Annotated in this window: 23 protein-coding genes and 1 tRNA gene; 9 read left to right on the top strand and 15 right to left on the bottom strand. The window is 63.2% G+C overall.

Annotated features, from left to right (window positions below; all coding sequences use genetic code 11):
• Nucleotides 1–25: 25 nt before the first annotated feature.
• The 3 genes from KUV49_RS08800 to KUV49_RS08790 form a co-directional block, all read right to left on the bottom strand.
• On the bottom strand, nt 26–1,168 hold the full coding sequence (locus KUV49_RS08800) for a beta-lactamase (RefSeq protein WP_261391104.1): 1,143 nt from the start codon (nt 1,166–1,168) through the stop codon (nt 26–28).
• Between the two features lie 163 nt (nt 1,169–1,331).
• On the bottom strand, nt 1,332–1,784 hold the full coding sequence (locus KUV49_RS08795; RefSeq protein ID WP_222449621.1) for a DUF302 domain-containing protein: 453 nt from the start codon (nt 1,782–1,784) through the stop codon (nt 1,332–1,334).
• 178 nt (nt 1,785–1,962) lie between these two features.
• A complete protein-coding gene (locus KUV49_RS08790) occupies nt 1,963–2,655 on the bottom strand; it encodes a hypothetical protein (protein WP_222449620.1) in 693 nt (230 codons plus the stop codon).
• 171 nt (nt 2,656–2,826) lie between these two features.
• On the opposite strand from KUV49_RS08790, the gene hisF reads away from it, so the two are divergent.
• Genes hisF through KUV49_RS08775 form a run of 3 tightly spaced genes read left to right on the top strand, consistent with a single transcriptional unit; the run spans nt 2,827 to nt 4,186 of the window.
• Complete coding sequence (hisF, locus tag KUV49_RS08785) at nt 2,827–3,591, top strand: imidazole glycerol phosphate synthase subunit HisF (protein WP_222449619.1); 765 nt, start codon at nt 2,827–2,829, stop codon at nt 3,589–3,591.
• Nucleotides 3,588–3,899, top strand: coding sequence for a phosphoribosyl-ATP diphosphatase (locus KUV49_RS08780; protein WP_222449618.1), 312 nt, complete (start codon nt 3,588–3,590; stop codon nt 3,897–3,899). Before hisF ends, KUV49_RS08780 begins: the two co-directional genes overlap by 4 nt.
• Entirely contained in the window at nt 3,896–4,186 is a 291-nt protein-coding gene (locus KUV49_RS08775) for a Dabb family protein (RefSeq protein ID WP_222449617.1), read from the top strand. Before KUV49_RS08780 ends, KUV49_RS08775 begins: the two co-directional genes overlap by 4 nt.
• A 15-nt stretch (nt 4,187–4,201) precedes the next feature.
• On the opposite strand, the gene KUV49_RS08770 is transcribed toward KUV49_RS08775, so the two are convergent.
• The 3 genes from KUV49_RS08770 to rlmB form a co-directional block, all read right to left on the bottom strand.
• Nucleotides 4,202–4,675 (bottom strand): CoA-binding protein, encoded by a 474-nt coding sequence (locus tag KUV49_RS08770; RefSeq protein WP_222449616.1) that lies wholly within the window; start codon nt 4,673–4,675, stop codon nt 4,202–4,204.
• A gap of 195 nt (nt 4,676–4,870) precedes the next feature.
• Nucleotides 4,871–5,197: a hypothetical protein gene (locus KUV49_RS08765; RefSeq protein WP_222449615.1), complete on the bottom strand. Its 327-nt coding sequence runs from the start codon at nt 5,195–5,197 to the stop codon at nt 4,871–4,873.
• Nucleotides 5,198–5,215: 18 nt separating this feature from the next.
• Complete coding sequence (rlmB, locus tag KUV49_RS08760) at nt 5,216–6,001, bottom strand: 23S rRNA (guanosine(2251)-2'-O)-methyltransferase RlmB (RefSeq protein WP_222450942.1); 786 nt, start codon at nt 5,999–6,001, stop codon at nt 5,216–5,218.
• 113 nt (nt 6,002–6,114) lie between these two features.
• Here rlmB and KUV49_RS08755 point away from each other — a divergent pair.
• The 6 genes from KUV49_RS08755 (at nt 6,115) to KUV49_RS08730 (ending at nt 12,027) form a co-directional block, all read left to right on the top strand.
• Nucleotides 6,115–6,198: transfer RNA gene (locus KUV49_RS08755), tRNA-Tyr, on the top strand.
• A gap of 216 nt (nt 6,199–6,414) precedes the next feature.
• Complete coding sequence (locus KUV49_RS08750) at nt 6,415–7,968, top strand: methyl-accepting chemotaxis protein (protein WP_222449614.1); 1,554 nt, start codon at nt 6,415–6,417, stop codon at nt 7,966–7,968.
• A gap of 19 nt (nt 7,969–7,987) precedes the next feature.
• Nucleotides 7,988–8,839 (top strand): CheR family methyltransferase, encoded by an 852-nt coding sequence (locus KUV49_RS08745; protein ID WP_222449613.1) that lies wholly within the window; start codon nt 7,988–7,990, stop codon nt 8,837–8,839.
• The gene (locus tag KUV49_RS08740) at nt 8,836–9,321 is read left to right on the top strand and encodes a chemotaxis protein CheD (protein WP_222449612.1); all 486 of its coding nucleotides are present in this window, start codon (nt 8,836–8,838) and stop codon (nt 9,319–9,321) included. Before KUV49_RS08745 ends, KUV49_RS08740 begins: the two co-directional genes overlap by 4 nt.
• Complete coding sequence (locus KUV49_RS08735) at nt 9,321–10,955, top strand: chemotaxis protein CheW (RefSeq protein WP_222449611.1); 1,635 nt, start codon at nt 9,321–9,323, stop codon at nt 10,953–10,955. The genes KUV49_RS08740 and KUV49_RS08735 overlap by 1 nt, the downstream gene beginning before the upstream one ends.
• A gap of 169 nt (nt 10,956–11,124) precedes the next feature.
• Complete coding sequence (locus KUV49_RS08730; protein WP_222449610.1) at nt 11,125–12,027, top strand: hypothetical protein; 903 nt, start codon at nt 11,125–11,127, stop codon at nt 12,025–12,027.
• A 20-nt stretch (nt 12,028–12,047) separates the two neighbouring features.
• On the opposite strand, the gene KUV49_RS08725 is transcribed toward KUV49_RS08730, so the two are convergent.
• The 9 genes from KUV49_RS08725 to KUV49_RS08685 form a co-directional block, all read right to left on the bottom strand.
• Nucleotides 12,048–12,710 (bottom strand): DUF1523 family protein, encoded by a 663-nt coding sequence (locus tag KUV49_RS08725; protein WP_222449609.1) that lies wholly within the window; start codon nt 12,708–12,710, stop codon nt 12,048–12,050.
• Between the two features lie 13 nt (nt 12,711–12,723).
• Nucleotides 12,724–12,990, bottom strand: coding sequence for a hypothetical protein (locus KUV49_RS08720; protein WP_222449608.1), 267 nt, complete (start codon nt 12,988–12,990; stop codon nt 12,724–12,726).
• Nucleotides 12,991–12,993: 3 nt separating this feature from the next.
• Nucleotides 12,994–14,406 (bottom strand): DUF6638 family protein, encoded by a 1,413-nt coding sequence (locus tag KUV49_RS08715; protein WP_222449607.1) that lies wholly within the window; start codon nt 14,404–14,406, stop codon nt 12,994–12,996.
• A 2-nt stretch (nt 14,407–14,408) separates the two neighbouring features.
• Nucleotides 14,409–15,023, bottom strand: a complete 615-nt coding sequence (locus tag KUV49_RS08710; protein ID WP_222449606.1) for a hypothetical protein — start codon at nt 15,021–15,023, stop codon at nt 14,409–14,411.
• Nucleotides 15,007–15,390, bottom strand: coding sequence for a hypothetical protein (locus KUV49_RS08705; RefSeq protein WP_222449605.1), 384 nt, complete (start codon nt 15,388–15,390; stop codon nt 15,007–15,009). The genes KUV49_RS08710 and KUV49_RS08705 overlap by 17 nt, the downstream gene beginning before the upstream one ends.
• Nucleotides 15,391–15,411: 21 nt before the next feature.
• The gene (locus tag KUV49_RS08700) at nt 15,412–17,355 is read right to left on the bottom strand and encodes an AAA family ATPase (protein WP_222449604.1); all 1,944 of its coding nucleotides are present in this window, start codon (nt 17,353–17,355) and stop codon (nt 15,412–15,414) included.
• Nucleotides 17,356–17,431: 76 nt separating this feature from the next.
• Nucleotides 17,432–18,556 (bottom strand): hypothetical protein, encoded by a 1,125-nt coding sequence (locus tag KUV49_RS08695; protein ID WP_222449603.1) that lies wholly within the window; start codon nt 18,554–18,556, stop codon nt 17,432–17,434.
• Complete coding sequence (locus tag KUV49_RS08690) at nt 18,553–18,804, bottom strand: hypothetical protein (RefSeq protein WP_222449602.1); 252 nt, start codon at nt 18,802–18,804, stop codon at nt 18,553–18,555. The genes KUV49_RS08695 and KUV49_RS08690 overlap by 4 nt, the downstream gene beginning before the upstream one ends.
• A 36-nt stretch (nt 18,805–18,840) precedes the next feature.
• The gene (locus KUV49_RS08685; RefSeq protein ID WP_222449601.1) at nt 18,841–19,002 is read right to left on the bottom strand and encodes a hypothetical protein; all 162 of its coding nucleotides are present in this window, start codon (nt 19,000–19,002) and stop codon (nt 18,841–18,843) included.
• Nucleotides 19,003–19,005 lie beyond the last annotated feature (3 nt).

Genomic DNA, 19,005 nt, shown 5'->3' with positions numbered 1-19,005 from the left:
GCGAGACCGGCACGGCCACGCCGTGTCACTGTCCTTCAAGAAGGTCCGTCACGAATCCGTGCATCGCCCGCACACGCGCCTCGTTCGGGATGTTGCGATTGGCCAGGTAGACCACGCCAAGATCCTGCCCCGGCAGCAACACGACATAGGCCCCGAAGCCGAAAGTCGCCCCCGTCTTGTTCAGGATCACGTCCTGTCCCGGCGCCCGGGCCGGAGCGATCCCTTCCATCGGCTGCGGCTCCAGTATGAAGTCATAGCTGTTGCCTCGGACCATCCGGTCCGCATCGACCGGCCAAGGGTACTCTTCCCAGATCAGGTTCTGGACATAAGCTTCGGTCGTCCCGAACCCTTCACGCGTCCGCGCCAAGGCTTGCGTCAGATCATCACCGGCGTCAGCATGTCCCAGGTAGAGGTCCAGCAGCCGCACCAGATCCCGAGCCGAGGACTTGACCCCGTAGGCCTCGTCATCAAGCACACCGGGACCGACGCGGATCGCCTTTCCCGTATCGCGGTCCACTCCATACGCATAGCGCGGCATCACCGCCTCTGGCACGTCGACAAACGTGTCCCGCAACCCCATCTCGGCAAACAGGCCCTGCTCCATCAGTTCGGCATAGCTCCTGTCGGCGATCCGCGATTCGATGTGACCCAGCAAACCGATGCTTATGTTCGAATAACTGCGCGCGCCCTTCATCGGCGGGGCCCAGTCTTTCAGCCAGGAAATCAGTGCATCGGTGTCACTTACCCCGTCCGGCACCTGAAGGGGCAAGCCACCGGAATGGTGCGTCGCAAGGTCAGCGAGCGACAGAGCGCCGAACGCGCTTCCCTTCAGCGGTTCAATGTAGGCTGACACCGGATCCTCCAGGTCGAGTTCGCCCCGCACCTCCATCAACGCCGCCTGGGTTGCCGTGAAGAGCTTGCTGATTGATCCCAGCTCGAAAAGCGTATCCGGCGTCACCGCCACGCCGTCGTCCCGCGCCGCAAGCCCGATGGTAAAGAACTGGCTGTCCCCGCCATGGGTTATGCCCAGGGCAATACCCGGAATGTCGTGCGTCTCCATCAGCGGGCCGAAATGCCGAGCCGCCAGGGCATCGATGTCGGACTCCTCGGCCACTGCCGCACCGCAAGCCAATACGGCGACAAACGCCCCCATCAGTTTTTTCATCATTTTCTCGCTCACTGCCTCGATAGTCTTGTCGCCCGTCAGTACCCGGCTTTCCCACGACCGCCAATCCGGGTCTTGCCGTATGAGCGGGCTATCACTCCGCCACCCGGCCGAATCAGCAAAGGCCGCACGAAGCGGCCCTTGTCATTGCAATTCCAACGCCGGTTCAGCCGCCCGCCGCCTTTTTGGTCAGCTTGCCGAGCGCGCCGGTCATCTGCTGGATATACTCCGCGTCGTCGTCGATCCTGTCCAGTTCGTCGAACATTTCCTCGGGGTCCTCGTAGGCCAGCCAGACCTGCCCATCCGCATCTTCGTACACCAGCACTTTCATCGGCAGGAACAACCCCGCCAGCGGGTCGGCCTGCATCGCCGGCGTGCCCAGCTTGGGGTTGCCGAAGATCAGAACCTCCGAGGGGGCCAGTTGCATCCCGACGCCTTCGGCCCCGCCGGCATGGTCGACGCGGGCAAAGACCGTGGCACCGGCACCTTCCACCGCCGCTTCCAGCGCGTCCATCGTGCTGGCCACGTCGCTGCCGGACTGCACCTTCATTAGATCGTCGTCTGCGAGTGCGGGGCCGGCCAGAGCGGTCACGGCGGCAAGTGTCAGAAATCGTTTCATCTCGAATATCTCCTGCAAGGGGTCTGTCCACCCTTATAGCTAAGCCGACCGCACCGCGTGGAAACAGATATTCGCGGGATCGGCCCGATCCCGCCGGACCCCCGTCTTCACGCACGCAAACACCCGGCCGAGGACCGGGTGCCGACTTTCCATTGAAGGCGGGCCATTGAAGGCGGGCCTACTGCCAGGTCGTATACCCCAGCGACAGCGTCTTGGGTGATCCGCCGGACACCGCGTTCACGCGAAACTGGCTGATCCGCCCTTCGTTGGTCTTGGCGCAGATGTAGGACCCCACCGGAATATCGCGCAGCGACACCCGGTTCGCGCTGTACCGCGCAGCCCGACAGCCGTCAAAGCCCCGGTTGCGCCGGTCGCCCACACCCAGCTGCGCACCATTGCGCGGCGCCACGTACAAAAGCTCTGCCGTTTCCGCCTGGAACCAGATGTCCACGCCACTTCCGCGACCCACCGCCCCGCGGTCAAGGTCCGCCGTCCAGGTCTGCGGGATTTCCAGCGGCCCGGTCGAGAAGGTCCGCGCCCCCGCGCCCGAGGCCGACCCGCGGCTGCACTCGAACTGCCGACCGCTCACCCGGCAGGTCGCCCCGTCCGGCGCATAGCGCTGGATCGACCCTGCGGGTCCGTAGATGCACTGCAACGCCGCGCGCCCGCCGATATTGGTGACCCGCGCCTCGGTCAGCGAGTTGACGATCGGCGTGTTCCACCAGTCGCCGGGAACCGCCGTGGTCACCTCGCGGCGGATCTGGCTGTGCGGGCAGGTGATGGTCTCGGCCTGCGCCGGTGCGGCCGGCGCGGCCACGGCGGCGGTCATGGCCAGCGACAGCATGGCGAGAGTGGAATTCAAAGACATCATGGCTTGGTCCTTTCGGAAGGATTGGAGGGAGGCGCAGAACCGCGCCGACACCTGTCCGTCGCCCATCCCCCCGGCGGGGTTCAAAAATCACCGCCTGGAGATATGCGCGTCCAAAGCCCCATTGGCACCGCCCGCCGCCCGCGCTAGAAGGCAGGCGCGAAAGGACGGCCCATGCTCAAGATCCGCATCATTCCCTGCCTCGACGTGGCCGATGGCCGCGTCGTCAAGGGCGTGAACTTCGTGAACCTGCGCGACGCGGGCGACCCCGTGGATGCGGCCCGCGCCTATGACGCCGCCGGCGCCGACGAGCTGTGCTTTCTCGACATTCATGCCACCCACGAAAACCGCGGCGTGATGCTCGACGTGGTCACCCGCACGGCCGAGCAATGCTACATCCCGCTGACCGTGGGCGGCGGTGTCCGTTCCGTGGCGGATGTGCGCGCGCTGCTGTTGGCGGGGGCCGACAAGGTCTCGTTCAATTCCGCCGCCGTCGCCGACCCCGACGTGGTCCGCCTTGCCGCCGACCAGTTCGGCAGCCAGTGCATCGTGGTGGCCATCGACGCCAAGACGGTCAGCCCCGGCAAGTGGGAGATCTTCACCCATGGCGGCCGCAAGCCCACCGGCATCGACGCGGTCGAGTTCGCCAAGCTGGTCGAGGACAAGGGCGCCGGGGAAATCCTGCTGACCTCGATGGACCGCGACGGCACCCGGGCCGGCTTCAACCTGCCGCTGACCCGCGCGATTTCCGACGCGGTCTCGATCCCCGTCATCGCCTCGGGCGGTGTCGGCACGCTCGATCACCTGGTCGACGGCGTCACCGAGGGCGGCGCCTCGGCGGTACTTGCCGCGTCGATCTTCCATTTCGGCGATCACACCATCGCCGAGGCCAAGGCCCACATGGCCGCGGCCGGCATTCCCATGAGGCTCGGCGCATGACCCTCGAAGAGTTGGAACAGATCGTCGCGGCCCGCGCCAGCGCCTCGCCCGAGGATAGCTGGACCGCCAAGCTGCTGGCCAAGGGCCCCGAGAAAGTTGCCGAGAAGTTCGGCGAGGAAGCCATTGAGGCGCTGATCGAAGCGGTCAGGGGTGACAAGCCGCGCTTGACGTCAGAGGCCGCCGACGTGCTCTTTCACCTGCTCGTCATGCTGCACAGCCGCGGCGTCTCCGTGGGTGACGTCATGACGGAACTCGCCGCCCGCCAATCGCAATCCGGCCTTGCCGAGAAAGCCGCCAGGTCCGAATGATTCGCCACATCGTTTTCTTCACCGCCAAGGATGCCGCCGACCTGCCCGAGATTCGCGCCGGTCTGGAAATGCTTGGCCAGATCCCCCACAGCACCCATTTCGAGGTCGGACAGAATATACATGCCGACACCCTGACCGGCGCGGAGGTCGATCTCGTGGTCTATGTGGAATTCCCCGACGAGGCCGCGCTCGCGGCCTACAAGGCCCACCCGATCTATTCCCGCGCCATCGCCCGCGTCAAACCCCTGCGCGAGATGCGCATCGCCGCGGATATCCCCGCCGCCTGAGCGCCGTCATGGCTCTTACAGTTTCGATGAAATCACGCCGGTATTGAACCCGCCCATCCGCAACTCGCCGAACAGGCGCTGGTATTCGATCTTCGGACAACGGTTCATCACCACGTCGACGCCCCGTGCCCGCGCCTTTTCCGCGGCCTCTTCGTGCGATACGCCGATCTGCATCCAGATCGTCTGCAGCGCCGGGAACCGCTCCAGCGCCTCGTCCACGATCGCGGGCACATGCTCGGGCCGGCGAAAGATGTCGACCATGTCGACCTCGCCCTCGATGTCGCTCAGCGATCCCAGCACCGTTGCCCCGAACGCGGTCTTGCCAGCGTGGCCGGGGTTGATCGGAACCACATCGTAGCCCTTCAGCTTCAGATAGCGCGCCACGTAGAAGCTCGGGCGCACCTCGTTCATCGACACGCCGACGACCGCGATGCGCCTGGTGCGCTTCAGGATATTCCGCAGATGAGACTCTGTGTACCGTTCGTTCATGGCACCACCCTAAAGCGCTTGCGAAAAAGAAAAAAGCGCCCGGGATAACCCGGGCGCCAGTCGCGGAACGAGGGACAGTGAAGAGAAACGCCGGAGTTCCAGTTCGGCGCTTCTGACATGTGAGATAGGTACTGATTTCCAGATAAAAAGAGGTTGTAAAATAGGTGTGAAGAATCGGTGAGAATCCGCCGGATCTCAGTCGATGATGTCTTCCACCACATCCCAGACCTCTTCCAGCAGCCGTCCGAACATCGGCTTGCGCCGCTTTTTCGATTTCTTCTTGCGCCGCCGCGGGTCGGCTCCACCATGCCACTCGGGCTTTTCGGCCACGGGCCGTCCCGTGCGACGATCCACCGGCGCCTTCTTCTGCCGGACATCCTGCGCCCGGGGGGATTGCGGCATCATCTTCATATCGTGCAACGGTGCGCCGCATGCCCGGCAGGTCAATTCATGCAGCGTGTCGTCGAACACCAGAACAGCCCGCGTTCCGCAGTAACAGCACGTGGCGATCTTCCGGCCCATCAGCCCCCCGTCGGTTGGTCAGTCGGTTTGTCCTCTGGATGCATATAGGGCCACGGCAGCCGCATTTGAGACATTGAGCGACCCGAACGCGCCGGAAAAGCCGATCCGCACCAATTTGTCGCAGGTCTCTCGAGTCTTCTGCCGCAACCCGGGCCCTTCCGCCCCCAGCACCAGCGCCACGGGACGGTCCTGCAGGCCGACCAGCGCCTCTTCGATCGTTTCGCCGGCCGTGCCGTCAAGCCCAAGCACGATGTACCCCATGCCCTGAAGCGCCGCGATGGCGTCCGACAGGTTGCGCACGCGCAGGTACGGCTGCCGCTCCAGTGCCCCGCTCGCCGTCTTGGCCAGCGCCCCGGTCTCGGGCGCGGAATGGTGGCGCGGCGCGATCACGGCCGAAGCGCCGAAGACTTCCGCCGACCGCAGGATGGCACCCACGTTATGCGGGTCCGTCACCCGGTCCAGCATCATCACGCGCGGCGGCCGGGTTCCGTCACCCAGGCAGACATCCTCCAGCGTGCCCCAGTCCAGCGGCTTCACCTCCAGCGCGGCGCCCTGGTGCACCGATTGCGGATCCAGCGGCGCGCTGAACTTGCGCGGATCGGCCATCTCTGCAGTCATGCCAGACGCTGCGATGGCGTCCGCCAGTTTGTCGGCGGCGTTCTTCGTCACCACCAGCCGCAGCTTGTGGCGCCGTGGATTCTCCAGCGCATCGCGCACCGCGTGCAGGCCGAACAACCAAACCGTTTCCGACGCGGCCGCCTTCCTGGCCTGTTCCTTTTCCACCACCCACTTGGGTTTCTTCATCGCCATCCGGGGGCCTCCTTCACAGGCGCCGGACAATGGCCCCGCACCACCGCAATCGCAAGCGATTTTCCGGTTGACGGGGCAACGGCCCGCTTCTAAACACGCGCCTCAGTGGGCGACAGGCCGCAAGGTGTGGCAGGGGACTGTAACTCCCTCGCGGAGACGCACGCTAGGTTCGATTCCTAGGTCGCCCACCATTTTCCAGGACGCAACGTCAAACGTTCGAACGTCGCCGTTGCGCCGGAGGTCCCCACGGGTCCGCGCCACCTGTCCCCGCCCCTCCTCGCCGCGCCTGGACCGACGGTATTTAAGGCAAATCCACCGCAATCTGCCTGTTGCGGAAAGGAAAACATTAATCTCCAGCGCGTACGACCTTACCCGAGTGAAGGGACCATTGCGTGTGAGGATGTGCCGTGACCAAGACCAGTACCACCGTGAAAGACGACGCTTCAGGCGACGTTCAGGATGACCGAAACCACCTGACGCAGCTCGAAGGCCTCGCCGACGCCCTGCACCGCGTGCAGGCGGTGATCGAGTTCGAGCTTGACGGCACGATCCTGACGGCCAACGACAATTTCCTCTCCACGCTCGGCTATTCGCTGGACGAGATCGTGGGCAAGCACCACCGCATGTTCTGCAACAGCGACTACGTGCGCTCCGATGCCTATCGCGATCTCTGGATGAACCTTGCCATGGGCAAGTTCGAGGCGGGCGAATTCAAACGCATCACGAAGGACGGCAGCGAGATCTGGATCAACGCCTCCTACAATCCGATCTTCGACGCCACCGGCAAACCGATCAAGGTGGTCAAGTTCGCCACCGAAATCACCAACCGCAAGCTGGCGGCGCTGGAACAGACCGCCAAGCTGGAAGCCGTCAGTCGCGTACAGGCCATGATCGAGTTCACGCCCGACGGCAAAATACTGGACGCGAACGAGAATTTCTGCGCCGCAACCGGCTACACCCTGAACGAAATCCGCGGCAAGCATCACCGGATCTTCTGCGACGATGCATACAGCGCCTCGAAAGAGTACACGCGTTTCTGGGAAAAGCTTGCGTCGGGCGAACACGATGAAGGCAAGTACCGCCGCATCGACCGCGACGGCAAGGACCTGTTCCTGCGTGCCACCTACACGCCCATTATCGACGACGACGGCAAAGTCCTGAAGGTGGTCAAGTTCGCCTTCGACATCACGCCCGAGGTCGAGCTGGAACAGAACGTGACGCGCATCTCAGGCCAGTTCGCCGAGAAATCCGCAAGCATCACCGAACAGGCTCAGAAAGTGGCGGCAGGTGCTCAGACGCTGGGATGCACCACAGAGGAAATCAGCGCCTCGGTCGAGGAACTCAGCGCCTCGATCGATTCCATCGCCCAGAACAGCCGCCTGTCCGACGACATCGCCCAACGCACCAAGCAGGAGGCCGATGTCGGCGCCGGCGCCATCGACCGCTCGATCGAGTCGATGGACCTGATCAACGCCTCTTCCGAACAGATCAACGAAATCGTGAAGGTGATCAGCGAGATCGCCGGGCAGACCAACATGCTGGCATTCAACGCCGCCATCGAGGCCGCGCGTGCCGGTGAACACGGGCTCGGCTTCTCGGTCGTGGCCGACGAGGTACGCAAGCTGGCCGAGCGGTCCTCCCAGGCGACGAAGGAAATCACCAAGCTGATCAACGAAACGGTCAAGCGGGTCTCGCAAGGCAGCGACGTCTCGCGCGAGGCCGGAGCGGCCTTCAAGAAGATCCTCGAAGGCATCGGCGAAACCACCGACTCCATTTCCCAGATCACGGTGGCCGTCACCGAACAGCAAACAGCCGCACGCGATGTGGCGGACTCGGTTCAGCAGATCGTCGAAGCCTCCGAGGAGGCCGTCATCGCCTCCGACAACATCGCGGCGGCCACCAACGAACTCAGCACCGGCGCGGAAGACCTCAAGACCGAAGTTTCCAAACTGGGCGTGTGATCAAGGACAGGGTAACACCATGACAGCAGAAAAAGAGCTTTCGCTCAGCGAGTCGCAATTCAACAGGATCAGGGGCATCATCCACGACAGCACCGGCATCACGATCGGGGACAATCGCACGTCTCTCCTGCTCAGCCGGCTGCGCGGCCGCTTGCGTGAAACCAGGGACGCGGACTTCAAGGCGTATATCGCGCGCGTGACCTCCGACAAGGCCGAGCTTCAGGAACTGATCAACCGGGTCACGACGAACAAGACGTTTTTCTATCGAACACCCCGCATCTGGCAACACTTCCGCGATGTCGCCATCCCGGCCTTCATGGAACGCAACACCAGACGCCCGATGCGCATCTGGTCCGCTGCCGCCTCGACCGGCGAAGAGGCCTATACCGCGGGCATGATCCTTGAGCACACGCGCAGCACGCAGGAGGGGTTCGACTACAGGTGCACGGGCACGGACATCTCGTCGAAGGTCCTGAAACAGGCCGAGGCCGGTCTTTACGCCGTGCCGGCCCTCACCCAACTGCGCGCGGATGGCACGGACCTCTTTGATCGGTTCCTGGGCGGCGACGATACTGCCGGGTACAAGGTCGACACCCAGATCAGGGGGCGCACCACGTTCAAGCTGCACAACCTGCTGAAACCCTTGCCGGGCGGTGCCAGCTTCGACGCCGTTTTCCTGCGCAACGTGCTGATTTACTTCACCCCCGAGGATCAGGAGGCCATCCTGCGAAACGTGCACGCCGCGATGGCGCCCGATGCCTTGCTCTACATCGGCGAAAGCGAAAGCATCGCCCGGCTTCGGACCGATTTCGCGATCATCGAACCCATGATCTATCGCCCCGCGCCCAAGGGTGGAAAGCCGCTGACATGATTGGTGAAGATCAGCTCCATGTCCAGATCGGCCAGGTCAAGATCGGTCGTGCGGGACAGACACTGAACGCCATACTCGGCTCCTGCATCGGCCTTGGGTTCGTGGACAGAAAAAACGGCATCTGCGGTCTCGCCCATGCCTTGCTGGCCAAGTCCGAAGGCCCTCCCAAAGCCAAGGGCAGCGGGCGCCATGTCGATCACGCGATCGAGGCGCTTCTGCGCCAGATGAACGTCGCCGACACCGAGCGCCGCAAGATGCGCGTTTTCATCGCTGGCGGCGCAAACATGACCCTGCCGCATGAGACCGAGCCCGAACGCCTGGTCGGCCAGGTCAACGCCGATTTCGCACGCGCCGCACTGCGCGACGCCGGGCTTCGCATCGTGCATGACGATACCGGGGGTACACACGGCCGTCGCGTGGTAATCGACTGCACGACCGGCGATTTCACGATCACGCCCATTCCGCGCCTTGGAGAGGGATGATGTCGCGCCCGCCTGAAACGCCCCCCAACGCGACCGCGCCGGGTGGCCCGGCCCCCATGCCCGGCGCGTCCTGCAAGGTCGACGCGCCGGCCGCGGCCATGGAACCGGCGCGCGGCGTGCATGCCGCGCGCAACGTCGTCTATGGCTCCTTCTGGCTTGACGAGACCGAGTTCGCATTGCCCGTCGATGTCATCCAGGAGGTCGTGAACGCCCCCGACACCTATTCCGAGGTCCCCCTGGCCGCGCCGCACATGGTCGGGCTCTTCTGCCTGCGCAACACGATCGTCCCGGTGATCGACCTGCGTCACATCCTGGGAATTGCGCCCGCATCCGAAACCTCCGTGCGCAAGGTCGCCATCATCGAGAACGGAGACCTCTGCGTCGGGCTTCTGTTCGACGATACCGGCGCCATCATACAGGGCATGAATGCCACGCGGGTCAATTTCCTGCGTGACGCCCAGGGCTTGAAGGACATCATTGTCGAAGGCGTGCTGAAGCTGGACGACGGCGCCCGCATGGTGCAGCTTCTCGACCCGTACGAGATTCTGCAGATCGAGAAAATCCCGCGCGTCGCCCGGATCGATCACGCTCAGCACCGCAAGACCCATCTCGGCCAGCGCTTCAACTGCATTTCCTTTCAACTCGGTCACACAACCTGCGCCCTCGACCTGCGTTTCGTGCAGGAAATCACCGACATGCCGCCGCTGCAGACCTCCCAGCTCGCCCACGGCTACGTCATCGGAAACGTGGAATTGCGCGGGCGCACCCTGCCGGTGGTCGATTTTCGCGGGATGATCGGCAACGAGACGCCCTACAAGTTCAAGGCCGGCATGCTGGAGAAACGCAAGCTTCTTGTCCTCGACCTGCCCGAAGGCAGGATCGGCCTGCTGGTCTACTCGATCGACAGCATCATGACGTTCTATGAAAAGGACATCCTGCCCTTCGCGAACGTGGGTCTGCCGCGGCACGACGTCGTGTCCGGCTGCCTCGTGCGCCAGGACGAAACCATCGTCATCCTGCTCGACCATCACAGCCTGCTGAAGGACGAGATGCTGGCGCTCGCCGCGCGCTCCTGCCAGGAAATCTATCCCTCGACGGATGTCGAGACAAAGCCAAAGAACTTCAGGACGGAACGCGGCCGTTCGACCTTTATCCTGTTCTCCGTGGACATCGAGATGGGCTTCGACATCTCCGGCGTCAACGAGGTCATCGACCGCCCCTCGTCGCTGTTGAAGCCGCCCTACGCGCTCACCTTCGTCGACGGTATTCTCAATCTCAGGGGCGAGTTGATCACCCTCATCAACCTGCGTGTCCTCTACGGTTTTCCCGAGACCGGAGCGGAGGCGGACAAGGTGCTGATCTTCGAACATGGCGGACGGAAATACGGGATCACCGTCGACTCCATCGACGAAATCGTGACGACCGGACCCGAGGACCTTTTCGAGGTGCCCACGATCCGCGATCCGGAAGCGGCCCGGCTCGTGTCAGGTGACCTCGCGGGATGCCTGCGGGTCCCCTCACGCCCGTCGCACAGCCCCCCGGTCCTCGTGCTGGATCAAGCATCGGTTGTCCGCCGCTGCATCGCCGACGCGAGATTCGAAGCGGCAGCGCCCGACGCCCCAACGGGGACCTGACCGGCGTCTCCGTCCTGTTCGGTCGGGGTCCCTGTCACGACGATCCGTGCACGCGCGCCCGCGCACGGATGCGGTTCTTCGCACCCGACGAATCAGCGGAATCTTGCGCGGCTGCACCGAATGCGGTAGGATTATTGCATAAAAAACAAAACAGGCACCGGGCAGGTCCATGAAATACGTGATCCATCTGGGCGTCCACAGGACGGCGTCCCTGCTGTTGCAGCAAAATCTTTCCTTCAATCGCGAGCAATTGCGGGCGCAACGGGTGTTCTACGTGAATGCCGAAATGCCCAAGGCCGTGCAAAGGCAGGTCCGCATGATCCGCCGACGGCACAAGCCCGGCTCCACGCCGCAGGACTACGGCGCCTTCGCCGAGCTGAACGCCGCCATCACAAGCGCTGCCTCGAAGGCCGGCGCGGAAACCGTTCTGATTTCCGACGAAAACCGGCTTGGCCCCACGATGACGCAATCCCTGCTCTGGAACGAGACGAACCCCGCGTTCTATCCGCAGGCTGCGACCAATCTGCGATATGCCCAGGCCGGTCTGCCGCTGGAAGATACCCGGCTGCTGCTCTATACGCGCAACCCCGAAAGCTATCTCGTCAGCCTCTATTCCGACGCCATTCGTCAGAACCACACGACGCTGACGCTGGAACAGTTCTGTCGCAGCGTGAACTTCAATTCCATCGACTTCTCCGCGCTGGAGCAGACGCTTTGCGCGCTTCACCCCGGGCTCCAGGTCAGGTCGCGCCAGTTCGAACGCATCAAGCTTGGTCCGGAAACCTATTTGCGCAGCTTCCTGCGCGACATCGGGCTCGACCCCAAGCCGTTCGTCCTGCAACCCGCCGCGCCGCGGCCGCAGCTTGACGCGATGCAGGTCGAGGCGCTTCTGCACATCATGTCCGGGCGTCAGTCAAAGCGCGGCGAAATGATCTCCGCCTTGCGCGACCAGGTCCTGAATGGCGCTCCCAACCCGCTGGCTCCGCTGGTCCTGCCGGCTTGGGTAACGGACTCCATGCGCGTGACAGACGAAGGCCGAGCTATCGACGCCCCCGAGGCAAGAAGCGCCTGATCGGTCTCATCCAGGGGGCGTCAGTCCCGGCGCTTGTCCTTCGGCCGCCAGGTGTCCAGCCAGCGCCGGACGCGCCCGCGCCGGTCCTCTATCGCATTCCCGGCAGCGTCGAAACGGGCCTCGATCCCTTCCCAGACCGGGTCGAGCCGCCTGGCCCGGAACCCGCGCCATATCCGCCAGGTGCCGAAGGCCACGATGGCAAAACCCGCCAGGATCAGCAGGTTCAGCCACGGGAACGGCTTGCCCGCATTCGGCCCCGCAACCGGCCAGATGCTCACGCCGTTGGGAAAGATCGACAGGAACTCGTTGCGCCAGCCGTAATGTTTCAGCGCCGCCCATCGCGGCGCCTCGGCGGTGGATTTCAGATCGGCCGCCTCGGCCTGCAGGTTGGACGTGTCGAACTTGAAATAAGGCGGCCAGCCCCACCCGGTATCCTCGTTGCGATAGACCATCGTGCTGCCATTCGCCCGCACCGTCTGGATGAAAAAGACGTCGCGGTTGATCGGAGTCATGTCATTGCCGGCATCGGGACTGGCCCAGAACAGGCTGTTCTCGCCGAAATCTATGCGCTTTTCATAGGTGTCCGTCACCCGCACGATATCGGTCTGCGGCAGGGTGTAGTGGAAAAAAGCGGCCACCAGCACCCAGAAAACACTCCAGAACAGCCATTTCAGGTAAACCAACGTCCCACCCCCTTCAGTGAAAATTCGTGAAGTAGATGATCGCCGCCACGATGCTGAACGGCACGACATAGACCCCGAGGATCAGCTTGCGCCGGAGCGATCCGTCATACTCTTCCAGCCCCTTTTCGATATAGGCGTCCAGGTCGCCGGGCCGGCCTTCCTCCTCCCACCATTCGCGCAGCTTGCCTTTTCGCACGCTCCGGGAATAAATCGACAGGACGACATACAGGATCGTGCAGACGATGAACCCGATGATCAGAAGTCTCGCCAGAGCCGCCATGTCCTATCTCCTCGTCTTCCTGCCCGCCGAATAGGGCGTGCCCTTGCCAGCCCGGCGCGTCACAGGCCCCCAGGGTCCGACCCGCCGCACAACCGCCTCGATCTCCGGCTCGGGCTCGGGCGGTCTCGGCGGCGCCGGCTCTTCCATCGGGGCCTCGTGCCCGAAAAGCGCCGCGCGCGTGCCCATCTTGTCCACCTGGTATTCGTTCAGCAACAGGTCCACCACATAGGCCCTCTTGGTGTCCGCCCACGTCTCGTAACGGCGGTAGAAAAGGCTCTTGTGGCAGATGAACAGCTGCCTCACATCCTTCGGCGCCAGCTCCGCCAGAAGCATGTTGACCAGGTCCGCATCCTTGTTCGCCGCGGCCCGCAGCGTGTAGAAATACGCCGGATTGTCCGAGCTTATCACCGGCCACGGGCCGCCGTTCTCGGCCCAGTTCAGCAGGGCGTTGAGCGTGTGAAACTCCTCCGGCAAAAGGTCCGAGTGCCGCCGCGCCAACCGGCGCATCTCGGCCCGGCTGCGGCCCGCGAACTCCACGCCTTCATCCGCCAGCGCATCGACCAGCATGAAATCCATCTTTTGCCGCAGGATCGCCGACGCATCTATGCCGCGTGCCTTGACGATCGGCTCCACTAGCCCGTTGAGATCGAGGAAACTTGCAATCCGGTTCCGCTCGTCGATACCAAAGACATACTCGATCCGCTCGCCCTCGAAGGGGGTCTTGTCCGAGACGCAGATCACACCCGGCAATTCGAGGTCCTGGAACAGGTAAACGCCGCCGAAATGATCGGTCCAGTAATTGCGCTGCTCGAAACTCATCTCCTTCAGGTCGATGGGATTGCGCAGCACGTCCCCGGTCTGCCCGGCCAGCTCGATCATCTCGGCAATCAGCACGTCGTCGAACCAGGCGTCCTCTTCCGACATGAACCGCTCGACCTTTTCATCCAGCTTCTCGGCCTGCCGCAGCGCCCCGTTGGTGGTGTCCGCCTCGATGGTGATCCGCCGGATATCGAACAGGCGCGCGGGGCTCGACATGTCATAGACCGAATTGACCAGCTCCCCCGCCACTGCGTCCCGCGCCGTCAGGGCAAACAGCGCGGGCTCGTTCTCCTCGATGAACTGCTTCAGAATGCCCCGGCTGGTCGAGAACTGCGCGTTCAAGAGCGGCGCACGCTTCTGCTCCGTGGTCAGCAGGATGAACTGCCGGTTCACCCCCGCATGGTTGAGGTAAAGGTCATCGCCCAGCTCATGCCCCACCTCCGGCGAATAGCCAGAGATATCGACGTAGAAATCCGTCAGGCTGGTCGTCTTGCCCGTCAGGTGCTTCAGTGCGCGATTGTATCGCTCCACCAGCGCCGGGCTGGCCACATGCACCAGGTTGCCGAACATCAGGCCGGATCTGATCAGACGTTTCATAACTATGCTTTCAGCTTTGATCGCAACAAATTCTCAATCGGTTCAAAACGCCGATCATACTCTTGCTTAAATTCGTCGAGTTCCTCTTCATCATCGAAGAGGATATCATAATCCACGCGGTGCGCAGCTGCATCCCTTTGCGGATCTGGTAACCGCGGATTTGAAGTTCTTAGATATCGCTGTATGTTAACGATAAGCTGTTGCTCTTGTTCAAATAGTTTGTGCAGTAGTTCATTTATTTTCTCGCCCCAAACAACTGAAGCGCGCAACCGCTTGCCATAAATTTCTGAACGCAAAACCTCGAGGCGGTCGACTTTCTCTTGATAGTACTTAAGAAGACCTTGGAATTCACCTTCCGAACGATTTGTAAATTCACGACCTTCTTCATCGGTAGTTATCGGGTCGTAGGAATAAACCGACACTCGAATATTTGCGACCGCATCGCGTCGTTGGAACATTAGAACCAGCAAATCCTCGCCAAGTTCAACGTCTCGCTGCCACCGTTTTTCTCGCTTCCATGAGCCAAGGCCAACCCAAGCCGCAAACGCACCAGCAATCGCAGCTCCTGCCATCAGAAGATTTGCAAGTGCACTGATTGCGTCAGAGATGCCTGTCAATTGTATTCCCCCTGACAACATCTTCCCCCCTCAACCGCTCCACCCGCTGCGCCAGCCCCAGCCAGACGAAGGCCAGCACCGGACCCCATACCGCCACAGCCCCCAACGAACTGCGCAAGTACATCCACGCGATGACCCCCTGCCCGGCGAGCGTCTGCCCGCCCAGCAGGCTGCGCTTGTCGAACAACGCGAACACACCCGCGCTGGCCGCCAACAGCAGAAGCACCGACAGCACGACCGACACCAACACCCTCAGGTGCGACCGCGTCCCCCGCGGCGTCAAAAGCCACGGCACCAACGCCGCCAGCCCGCCGATGATAGCCAGCGGCAAGCCGGTGTTCACCAATGTCACGCTCGGGTCGTTCATTGCCGCTTGGCGCACGTGCTCTCACGCACCGCTCTCCTTCTCCGCCATGTACCGCCGCTTGGCTTCCTCCGTCCGACCGAAATCGCGCACCATATTCTCGATCGCCACCTCGTCGGACTTGTCCGCATAGCGGAATTCGCTGTCCGCGTAGCGGTTGATCTCCTGCATGACCATCTCCACCGTGATCGGCTGGCGCAGTTCCTCGATCATCCCCTTCTTCTCGTCATAGGATTTGAACAGGAACAGGTCGGGCTTTTCCATCCATTCATCGGGCAACTCGAAATCCATCGCCCGCACCTTCACCGCGTCGGTGATGTTCTTGATCGCCCGGCCCGTAAAGCGTTCGTCCGCCTCCTGGATGCCCTTCAGATAGGTCCCCAGCTTGGCAATCGTGTCCAGCCTGCCGATATCCTTCTCGACGCGCTCATAGACCCGGATCAGCCCGTCCTCGTGGGGCCGCGCGTGGCTCTCGAACGAGGCCGCCACGGCCTTCTTGATCTCCTGCGCGGCATAGACCTCGTGCTGGCCCAGCGGGATGTCATGGTTCTTGCCCATCAAGAGGTAGAGGATGTCGATATAATCCTCCCGTGTCTGCGGCCCGTCCACCAGGAACCGCGCGCCTGCCCTCTGGCGCAGCGCGTCGTCCACGTTCTCGGGATAGTTCGAGAACATGCCGAAAGTGCAGTTCCCCCGCACCACCGTGTTGGCCCCGGCAAAGCTCTCCATCAGCACGGCGGTGATCTCCAGCTGCCCCGCGCTTGACTGCCGGTCGCCGCGCTTGCCCGCCAGCTGGTCGATATCGTCGATCGTCCCGAACCCGATCACGCCGGGGTCAATCACGGTGTTGATGAACGCCTTGGCGTTCTGGGCCGACTTCCCCTGGTAGCTGTCGATGCTCTCGGTCGACAGGTTCTGGTAGCGGAAGGGATATCCCGCGTTGTCGCAATACCCCTTGATCAACCCCGCCATCATCTGGATCAGCGTCGTCTTGCCCGTCCCCGGCTTGCCGTCGCCCATGAAGGTAAAGATGAAGCCGCCCAGCTCGGCAAAGGGGTTCAGCTTTCGCTCGAAATCATAGGCCATCAGCATCTTGCTGAGCTTCAGCGCCTGGTACTTGGCGATATGGTTGCCCACCACCTCGTGCGGCTGCTTGAAGGTCATGGTCAGCGTGCTGGACTTGCCCTTCGATGCCGCGTCAAAGCCGCGAATGGTGAAATCATCCGCCTCGACGCGCCAGCTTGCGCCGGTGAAGGCATTCAAACGCCCGGCATTCTGGGCGCGCAACGCGATCTTCTCCATCAACTGTTCGGCAAAGGCGCTGACCGTCGCCACCAGCCGCGCATCGTCACCGGCATGGGCCGCGATATCCTGGTCCAGTTCCCACAACGCGCCGTGCAGGGCCAATTGCGAATTGTCGGTCAGAACCTCCTCGACCTCGCCCACCTCGACGCTCACCTCGGACCCGTGCGGCGCCAGCAGGAAGGCCGTCGCGTTGGCAAATACATGCCCCACCGCCAATGCCTCGGCCCCCAGAAGCTCGGTGAACTCGGTCTTGCGGTCCGCGCCCAGCGCCCCGGCCAGGTTCGCCCGCCGCAGATCGGCCAGCCCCGTGGCCTCGGAAAACTGCTCACCCACCGCCAGCGCGATGGCAATCGCCCGCCTCAGGCCGTGCAATACCGTCGCCTGCATCGGGCTCACCAGCGGGTCGTCGCCATCGGCGGCCTCGATCCGCTCCACCAAATGCACACCCTCAGGCCGCGCGGTCGAGCGTGTCACCAGCCCCGGCGTCGTCGTCCGGAACCGCCGCCGCGTGCCCAACCCGGCCGATTTTTCCTGCTGCGGGGCGTCCGCCGGCTTGGCGATACGCGGCGTGTGGTCGAACCCCGCCAGCATCGCCGCGGCAGCATCGTAATGCTTGGCGATATCCTCTTCCCGCAATTCCATCGTATCGGCCGTCAAACTCATCTTCTTCTCCCCGGTGGTGGGTTTGAAACCCACCCTACTAATCTGGCGCAGGGTGGGGTCTCACCCCACCTCGCGTTCAATATCTCAACACCCGGCCGCCCGGGCTGACCACGTACTTGGTGACCGACGAAAACCCCGGCGGGGTCTTCTCGGCCAGCACCTGGTAGGGCCGCTCCGGCAGGATGATGCTGCGCTCCATCCGCGTCGCCCCGGTCTCGGCCCCTTTTCCGGAAAACGGGTCCAGCGCGAAAACCTCGCGCTCCACCGTTCCGAACCAGCCCGCGCGCTCCTCGATCACCCGTTCGCTTTCCAGCACCTCGTCGGTCCACGCCAGCGCCCAGTCCTGCCCCACGGGCGCGTCGGCCTGCGCCAGCACCTCGCGCAGCGGCCCGGTCTGCCGCGTGAAGGCGTGGCTGTACATCGGGCCGACATGAAACCGCCGCAGCCGCTTGGGGTGCAGGTCGTCGAAACTCTCGTCGAACCCCTTGGCGATGGTCAGCAACTTCAATCCGCCCAAGCTCTGCGCCATAAGATGCGCCTGCACTTCGGGCCAGCGCCGCTCGTCCTTGCCCAGGGGCGCGCGGCCCGTGTCCTCGACCTCCATCAGGTAGATCGTCGGCAGGTTCACCTGGCTGTCATAGACCGCCCAATGCAACAGGTAGCGCCGCCGCTCGTCCAGCCCGCTCACCCATTGGATCTGCGGATCGTTCTGCGCCCAGAACAGGTGCCCGCGCAGCATCTCCTCGTAATACAGCCGCTGGGACAGCGCGAACTGCAGCCGCGTCGGGATCGTCCGTTCCGAGATGATCTGCTCGACCATCTCGCGCTTCAGCGTCTCGGTATCCGGCATCCCGTCCAGGTGCCGCCGCGCCTGGGCCGCGTCATTGGCCATCACCATCAGTTCCGAGAAAACGGGAAAGCCGCTTTCGGTCACGTCCATCGCCAGCGAGCCGAAGAACTGCCCGGTGTCGCGCCCGACCAGCAGGTACTTCATGCTCAGCGCCTTGAACGTATAGGCGATGCCCTGAACATAGGTGGTCAGAACCTCGACCTCCTGCTTGCTCAGGTTGCCCTCGGCCTGCATCACGGCGGCCACGCGATTCAGATGCCCCGTGATCCGCTCGAACTTGGCGAAGTACCGGCGTGACGCGAAAAGATCGGTCAGCGCGGCACGGTCAGATGTCGGAGCATCCGCAATCATTCGCCACCCCCGCCGCAGGCGCCGCCATCGCCTCCGCCACCCGCATCGGCGCCGCCGCTGAAACCGCCCTCGGCTCCATTGCCGGACGCACCCCGGCTGGCGATCACCGACCACAGGATCGCGATGAGGCAGACACCCAGCAATACCAGCGCCAGGCTGAGTTGTCCCAGCCAGCCCGCTAGCATCATGCCAAGGAACGCACCGCAGATAACCACGACCTCGATTGGAAACGTCTCTATTTCGGCCATTGCGACGCCTTTCTCAGCTGTTTGGGACAGGCGCACTCACGTCCCGCCTCCGCGACGCCGGCGCGACAGCCCGATCAGGATCAACCCTGCAAGGCCGAACCCCACCCCGACAAGGTTCACCCAGGCCGGCACGGTAAAGACGAACGACACCACCAGGCAGACGACGGACAGAATTACGGCGAGCGTTCCAAGCCCCATGCC

Origin of the sequence: Roseovarius atlanticus (assembly GCF_019802205.1) — a bacterium.
Classification (GTDB): domain Bacteria; phylum Pseudomonadota; class Alphaproteobacteria; order Rhodobacterales; family Rhodobacteraceae; genus Roseovarius; species Roseovarius atlanticus_A.
The sequence above is the reverse complement of the archived record's forward strand: the minus strand, read 5'-3'. Positions and strand labels throughout refer to the sequence as shown.